The sequence below is a fragment of the Rhizobium sp. P1_E6 genome (assembly GCF_056405875.1).
In genome coordinates this window covers 1-603 of sequence record NZ_JBFUBG010000359.1, presented here as the reverse complement: position 1 = coordinate 603, position 603 = coordinate 1, and the positions used below count along the sequence as shown (strand labels likewise).

1 protein-coding gene is annotated in these 603 nt (G+C 52.6%); it reads left to right on the top strand.

The features are described 5' to 3' along the window. Positions 1 to 603, top strand: a 603-nt coding sequence (locus AC1D35_RS36740) for an Abi family protein (protein WP_477942998.1), incomplete at both ends; no start/stop codon positions are given.

The following is a 603-nucleotide window of genomic DNA, read 5'->3' as shown; positions in this document are numbered from 1 at the left end:
ATCATGAAAAATACGCCATGGCCCTGTATCTTTACAATTCGCGACTCGCCAAGGCGTTTCTCTATCCTCTTGGGGTTGCCGAAGTCACGCTCAGAAATGCGATTGATCCCGTTCTGGTGTCTCGATACGGCGAGAATTGGCACGAGGACGCAGGCTTTCGGACTTTTTTGAGCGACGAAAGCCGTCGGAGCCTGGATAAGGCGATCGAGCGTGCGCCCGAAAACGCGCCCCGTGACCAGGTGGTCGCGACGCTCACGTTCGATTTTTGGTCCAACCTCTTCCGGAAAAGATATGGTTCACTGTGGAGAACCTCGGTAAATATCGCTTTTCCAAATCTCGCCCACAGTCAAAGCCGCAAGGATATCCAAGACCTGGTCAAGGATATCAACATCTTCAGGAATCGTGTCGCACACCACGAGCCAGTTCTCGATCTGAATGTGACCGATATTTACTCAAAGATCATTGCGCTCGTCGAACTGAAATGCAGTGAAACGTCGGCCTGGATGCGGCACCATTCTACAGTCGGTACTGTCATCAGATCGCGCCCCAGGCTGAACGGTTCGAACGGCAATAGTCTACAGGGCCGGCTGGACAAGGATTTTC